Raw genomic sequence first — 6,454 nt, 5'->3', positions numbered from 1 at the left:
CTAATTGAAATAGAATGTCAAATAAATTTATTGGCGGGCTAAAATAAGACATCTCAACCAAGACTAAATTGTCTTTAAGCGTTAATAACTTTTTATCTTCATCAATAAGAATTGAAAATTTCTCATCAATCATATATTCTGCAGCTGCTTTAATTGAAATATCTGTAATATTTCTTTTAGATAATTCTTGCTGTACAATTTTTAGTTTATCCGTGATAATTTCAGGTGTATTTGGATAAACATCCCCTAAAATATGTGGTGTGGTTATAAAGTTTTTTATTCCGAAAGAAGACATTTTCTGGATCAAATCTATAGAATTATCCAAATCTTGTGCACCATCATCAATACCTGGTAGCAAATGCGAGTGAATATCTATGAATCCCTTAGGGAAAAAATCACTAGGTAGAATTTCTTTACTTTTAAAAAAAAACATGGTACATCAATTTTACACAAATTTACAACAATCATTTTAGCTAACGTAAAGATTTTTTCTTCGAAAACGATTGAAGTTTTTAAAACTGTTGCACAAGCAGATTACTTGCAATATCTTTGAGATATAAATTTTAATAGTATGATATTAATTGCAGACGGTGGTTCTACAAAAGCAGATTGGATAGCCATAAACGACAATAAACAAGAAGAGTTTAGAGTACGTACACTTGGATTAAATCCTGCTGTGGTAGCTGAAGAAGAACTGAAAAATAGAATTATTAATATGTTTCAGTTAATCAATATTAAAGAAGATGTAAATGAAATTTATTTTTATGGTGCTGGATGTGGTACACCAAAACCTGCTAAAATTCTTGAAGATATTTTACAATCTATATTTGTAAATGCAAAAATTAATGTTGCTGAAGATATGTTGGCTGCTGTTTATGCAGCTACAGGAAACGAACCAGCCTTAGTGTGTATTTTAGGTACAGGTTCTAACAGTTGTTATTTTGATGGTGAAAATGTGCAAATGAAAACAGCTTCTTTAGGATATATTTTAATGGATGAAGCTAGTGGAAATTATTTTGGAAAGCTATTGTTAAGAGAGTATTATTATAATAAAATGCCTTTAGCGATTGCCGAAAAGTTTAACGAAGAATTTAATTTAGATGCAGATTATATAAAAAAGAATTTATATAGAATGCCTAATCCTAATATGTATTTAGCTTCTTTTGCAAAATTTATGTTTGATTTTAAAAACGAAAAATACATAAAAAGAATTATTAAAAGAGGTTTCCACGAATTTTTTAAATATAGAATTTTACCTTTCGAGAAAACTAAGGAAACCCCACTATATTTTATAGGTTCAATTGCTTTTTACTTTAGAGATATTCTTGAAAAAGTTGCTAAGAAATATGAATTGGATGTAACAGACGTTATTCAAAGACCTATAGATAATCTTTTAAAATATCATATTGATAAGATAGATTAATGAATTAGATCTAAAACTCTTTCTAATCGCATTCCTCTAGAACCTTTAATAAATATTGTTAGGTTTTTTAGAGGATTTTTTTTGATATAATCTTCAAAATCAGCAAAAGTTTTAAATAGTGGTTTGTTGGTTTTACATTGGTAAAAGTGTTCTCCTATAAAGTATTGCTTACTAAAATTTAAGGTTTCACATAAATTAATGATTGTTTGGTGTTCTTTAAAACTATCTTCACCAAGTTCAAACATATCGCCTAAAATTACAGTTTTTTGAGTATTGGGTAATGCCGCAAAATTCTCTAAAGCCACAGTCATACTAGAAGGATTGGCATTATAAGCATCTAAAATAATTGTGTTTTCGTTTTTATTGATAATTTGAGAACGATTATTTTTCGGGATATAATTTTCTATAGCTTCTTTTATAGCGTTCTGTTCAACTTTAAAATAGGTGCCAATTGTAATGGCTGCTGCGATATTAGAGAAGTTGTATTTACCAATTAAATTACTTTGTATAATACTATTATGAAATTTTACTTTGACAAAAGGATTGATGTCTTCAAATTTTAAATTTTTTTGATCAAAAAGAATGGATTCAATGGCTTTTGTTTTTTCAACTTGAATTTGATCATCAGGATTTACAAATGCTATTTTATGGTTTTCTTTTAAAAATGTATACAATTCACTTTTGCCCTTTATAACTCCTTTTACTCCTCCAAAGCCCTCTAAATGTGCTTTTCCGAAATTGGTAATGTAGCCATAATCAGGTTCACATATAGATGCTAAAAATTCAATCTCTTTTTGATGGTTGGCACCCATTTCTACAATACCAATTTCATGTTTGTTGTTTATAGATAGCAAGGTTAAAGGTACTCCTATATGATTATTAAGATTACCTGTTGTAGCTTTGGTAAAATATTTTTGTTGTAATACAGCGTTAATAAGTTCTTTGGTAGTTGTTTTTCCATTACTACCTGTTAAAGCTATTATGGGGATGTGTAATTGTTTTCTGTGATAGTTGGCTAATTTTTGAAGTGTATCTAAAACGTTATCTACAAGAATAATGTTTTGGTTAGTTGTATTAATTACCTCATCTACGATTGCATATTTTGCACCTAGTTCTAAAGCTTTTTCAGCAAATGTATTGCCATTAAAATTAGCTCCTTTTAAGGCAAAGAAAATAGTGTTTTTTCTAATTTTTCGAGTATCAGTATCAACTAAATAGTACTCTTTGTAAAGTTTATAAATTTGAGCTATTTTCATCTATTTAGGCATAAAAAAGCCTCATTATTTAAGAAACAATGAGGCCTTACATTTTAAAAATATAAATTATCTACTAGGGTTTCTAGCCTTTTTGTTTCCAGTTGTCATTGGTCCTACTTTATCAGAAACACATCTAAAACCTATATAATTGGTTGCCATATATTCTGGTAAGTATCTTCTTTGAGCTGGGTCTAACCAATATTCTCTATCAGACCAAGATCCACCTTTGTATACTCTAGTTTTATTACTAATAAGTGTGGTTCTTCTTTTTTTATCATTTACTAAAACTTCTTCACCTGTATCTGGGTCAATTTCTACAGTTGGTGGTTTTGGTGAATTATACATACTTGGTTTTGAGTTTAAACCATCTTCATCTTCTGCATAAAAACGAGAAGAGTTTGCATCGCCATCATTAATATCTGTATTATCAGCCACCATAAAGTTTCTTCTTAGGCTTGTATCATCTTTTGTTATTGGTATGTATTTAATGGTATTAGGCAATTGTTTTGGTACAATTTTACCATTTGGCAATGTGTCATATTCCACTTCAGGACTATCATCAGTTGCAGCAATAACAATATTACCTTCCGCATCAATCATCTTTTTTGTAAAAATATTTCCTCTAAAGTAATTAAAGTCATTTGCCTCATTATCTATAATAGGTCTGTAAACATCTGCAACCCATTCAGCAACATTACCAGACATATCATACAAACCGAATGCATTAGGTGGATATGATTTTATTTTATTCGGAATATCAGCTCCATCAGAACTCCAACCAGATAAACCACTATAATTTCCTCTTCCTTGTTTAAAATTGGCCAATTGGTCTCCTCTAGTTCTTTTATCTTTAGATCTTGAGTATTTACCATCCCAAGCATATTTTTTTCTACCTCTTATATTGTTATATTCTCTATTTTCGATGTTTGCTTTTGCAGCAAACTCCCATTCAGCCTCGGTTGGTAATCTAAAACGTTGTGTTAAAATACCATCAGCACTACTAATTTTTCTACCCTGAAAAGCATCTCTAGAAGGTCTTGGTTCTCCTCTTTTTCTTACAGTTCTTCCTACACCTCTTTTGTACACTGTAGTATCGTTATTAAAAAGTTTTGAATCATCGACTAAAAAAACATCTGTATCAAAGAAATTACTTATAGTGTCAATTTCAAATATGTTTTTAATATGTCCTTTGTCAATAAGCGTTTTTAAGTTTACCGCATTTGTTCTCCATTTACAGTATTCATTAGCTTGTAACCAACTTACGCCAACTACAGGATAATCTGCGTAAGCAGGATGACGAAAGTAATTTTCTGATAAAATATCTGTATTCCCTAAACTTTTTCTCCAAACCAAAGTGTCTGGTAAAATGGAACTGTAAATGTGTTTGTATTTTTCGTCTGAAGGAGGAAAAACATCTTTCATATACTGTACGTATAAAAAGTATTCAGAGTTGGTAACTTCAGCCTCATCCATATAAAAAGAACGAACGTGTATTTTTTTAGGTGTTGTATTCCAATCAAACATCACGTCGTCTTGAACTTGACCCATTGTAAAAGCACCACCTTCAACACCTACCATTCCTAATGGTGTTTTTTGTCCATCAAAAGACAACCCAGTTAAGGTAGATTGATTTCTATTTGAACTCTTACAGTTAACCAGCAATAGTGAGGTTAAAGCAAATAAAGTTATTTTAAATATGTTTTTCATTTCCTAAATTAAAATTGATAGGGTTTTTGTTTAGCGAATTTACGGTAAATATAGTTTCTTACAAATAAAACACCAAAGTTTTAACGTATCATTTTTGTATATATTCTTTTTAACGATTGCTTTTTTAGTTTAGTATAATTTATCTTTGCATTCTTTAAAATATCTAATTATTATTTGCGTTACTTAATTTTATATATGAAAAAATTATTTTTATTCTTTTCTTGTGTTTTTTTTTCGCAAATATTTTTTTCCCAAAACACCAACTCTGTGTTGTCTAGTGGAGAATGGTTTAAGTTTTCTGTAGATACAACAGGAGTTTTTAAAATTAATAGAAGTTTATTACAACAAATAGGGGTTTCTACAAGTGGTTTAAATCCTAGAAAAATTCATATTTATGGCAATGGAGGTCAGTTATTGCCTGTTGTAAATGGTGATTTTAGATACAAGGATTTGCAAGAAAACGCCATCTTTATCTCTGGTGAAAACGATGGCTCTTTTGATGCTAATGATTTCATTCTTTTATATGCAAAAGGACCTCATGATTGGGATGTAGATACAGCAAATAATTCAGTAAGGCATAATCAAAATATTTATTCTGATAAAGCCTATTATTTTATTACCGTTAATGAAACTGATGGTAAAAGAATTCAGCAGAAATCGCCAATTACTTCAAGTTCAACTTCTCAAATTACTGTTTTTGATGATTATACGTTTTTTGAAAAAGAAGAAAGAAGCATTTTAGCAGCAGGTACGCAATGGTTTTTTGACGATAATTTTAATATTGAAAATACACAAACATTTAATATTCCCTTTCCGAATGCCGTAAACAACCAAGATATTAATGTGCGTGTAAGAGGAGTTTCTACTTCGAGTGTTTCTTCTACCATGAATGTACAAGTTAATGGGCAAGATGCATTAACAATAAATTATCCAGCTATAAATTCATCTTCATTAACTAAAGCTTTTGCTTTAGAGAGAAGTGCAACAATCCTTAATTCTTCTCAAAACATCGAGGTTGCTATTACTTATAATAATAATGGTAATCCATCTGCAAATGCCTTTTTAGATTATATTGAAGTTATAGGGAAAAAACAATTACTTTTTGGCGATTTTCAATTTGGTTTTCGAAGTTTTGAGCAAGCAAATTCTTCAGGAATAATTGAATATCAAATAGAAAATGGAAGTACAGCTTTTCAAGTTTGGGATGTAACAGATTATCTAAACCCAACATTTATTGTTAATGAAAATACAGGAGCTAATTTTGTGTTTAAAGATAATGGAGGTGCACTTAAAGAATACATCATTTTATATGAAGATGATTTTTATACACCAGAAACCATTCAAAATTCTAAAATTAATAATCAAAATTTACATGCACTAAAAGATGTAAACTATATGGTAATTACAAATTCTGAGCTTGCTGAACAAGCGCAACGTTTGGCAGATTATCATCAAGCAAATTCAAACTTAACAACCAAGGTTGTAATTTTAGATGAAATATATAATGAGTTTTCATCGGGTGCTAAAGACATTACAGGAATTCGTGATTTTATAAAACATGTGTACGAAACAAATTCATCCGAAGAAACAAAACTTAAATTCGTATGTTTCTTTGGTGATTCTTCTTACGATTATAAAGATAGAATTACCGGTAATAATAACATTGTACCTGTAAAATTGTCTAACATCAGTTTTAATTTGGCGAGTTCTTATGTTACCGACGATTTTTTTGTAATGTTAGATGATAATGAAGGGAATATGGTTAGTTCACATACTGTAGATGTTGTTTCAAGTAGAATTCCAGTATCAACAATTGCAGAAGCAAAGATTGTGGTTGATAAAATTTTAAGTTATTACAGTAAAAATGCAATTGGAGATTGGCGAAACACTATTACTTTATTGGCAGATGATATTGATGTTTCTGGAGAAGATGTTATTCAAGGGGGTGTAGAATCTATTGCTGATGAGATTAGAGACAACAAACCAATTTTTAATGTAAATAAAATTTATGTAGATGCTTTTGTTCAACAAAATTCATCTGGTGGAGAACGTTATCCTGAAGTCAATC

The 6,454-nt window shown here is 29.8% G+C and carries 5 protein-coding genes; 2 read left to right on the top strand and 3 right to left on the bottom strand.

The window, feature by feature from the left end:
- Positions 1-433 (bottom strand): CpsB/CapC family capsule biosynthesis tyrosine phosphatase (locus ACTG3V_RS14350; RefSeq protein ID WP_439132862.1); only part of this gene is annotated, 433 nt, incomplete at its 3' end.
- Between the two features lie 138 nt (positions 434-571).
- Here ACTG3V_RS14350 and ACTG3V_RS14345 point away from each other — a divergent pair.
- Entirely contained in the window at positions 572-1,423 is an 852-nt protein-coding gene (locus ACTG3V_RS14345; RefSeq protein ID WP_439132861.1) for an N-acetylglucosamine kinase, read from the top strand.
- Here ACTG3V_RS14345 and ACTG3V_RS14340 read toward each other — a convergent pair.
- The gene (locus ACTG3V_RS14340) at positions 1,420-2,679 is read right to left on the bottom strand and encodes a UDP-N-acetylmuramoyl-tripeptide--D-alanyl-D-alanine ligase (protein WP_439132860.1); all 1,260 of its coding nucleotides are present in this window, start codon (positions 2,677-2,679) and stop codon (positions 1,420-1,422) included. The genes ACTG3V_RS14345 and ACTG3V_RS14340 overlap by 4 nt on opposite strands.
- Positions 2,680-2,745: 66 nt before the next feature.
- The gene (gldJ, locus tag ACTG3V_RS14335) at positions 2,746-4,386 is read right to left on the bottom strand and encodes a gliding motility lipoprotein GldJ (protein ID WP_439132859.1); all 1,641 of its coding nucleotides are present in this window, start codon (positions 4,384-4,386) and stop codon (positions 2,746-2,748) included.
- A 195-nt stretch (positions 4,387-4,581) separates the two neighbouring features.
- On the opposite strand from gldJ, the gene porU reads away from it, so the two are divergent.
- Positions 4,582-6,454, top strand: a 1,873-nt coding sequence (gene porU, locus ACTG3V_RS14330; RefSeq protein ID WP_439132858.1) for a type IX secretion system sortase PorU, incomplete at its 3' end; no start/stop codon positions are given.

It is taken from the genome of Polaribacter sp. (genome assembly GCF_965660385.1).
In the GTDB taxonomy this organism is placed as follows: domain Bacteria; phylum Bacteroidota; class Bacteroidia; order Flavobacteriales; family Flavobacteriaceae; genus Polaribacter.
The sequence above is the reverse complement of the archived record's forward strand: the minus strand, read 5'-3'. Positions and strand labels throughout refer to the sequence as shown.

Excerpts from the sequence above, each read along its gene's own strand:
- gldJ (WP_439132859.1), bottom strand. The coding sequence starts at position 4,386 with ATGAAAAACATATTTAAAATAACTTTATTTGCTTTAACCTCACTATTG.
- ACTG3V_RS14340 (WP_439132860.1), bottom strand. The coding sequence starts at position 2,679 with ATGAAAATAGCTCAAATTTATAAACTTTACAAAGAGTACTATTTAGTT.
- ACTG3V_RS14345 (WP_439132861.1), top strand. The coding sequence starts at position 572 with ATGATATTAATTGCAGACGGTGGTTCTACAAAAGCAGATTGGATAGCC.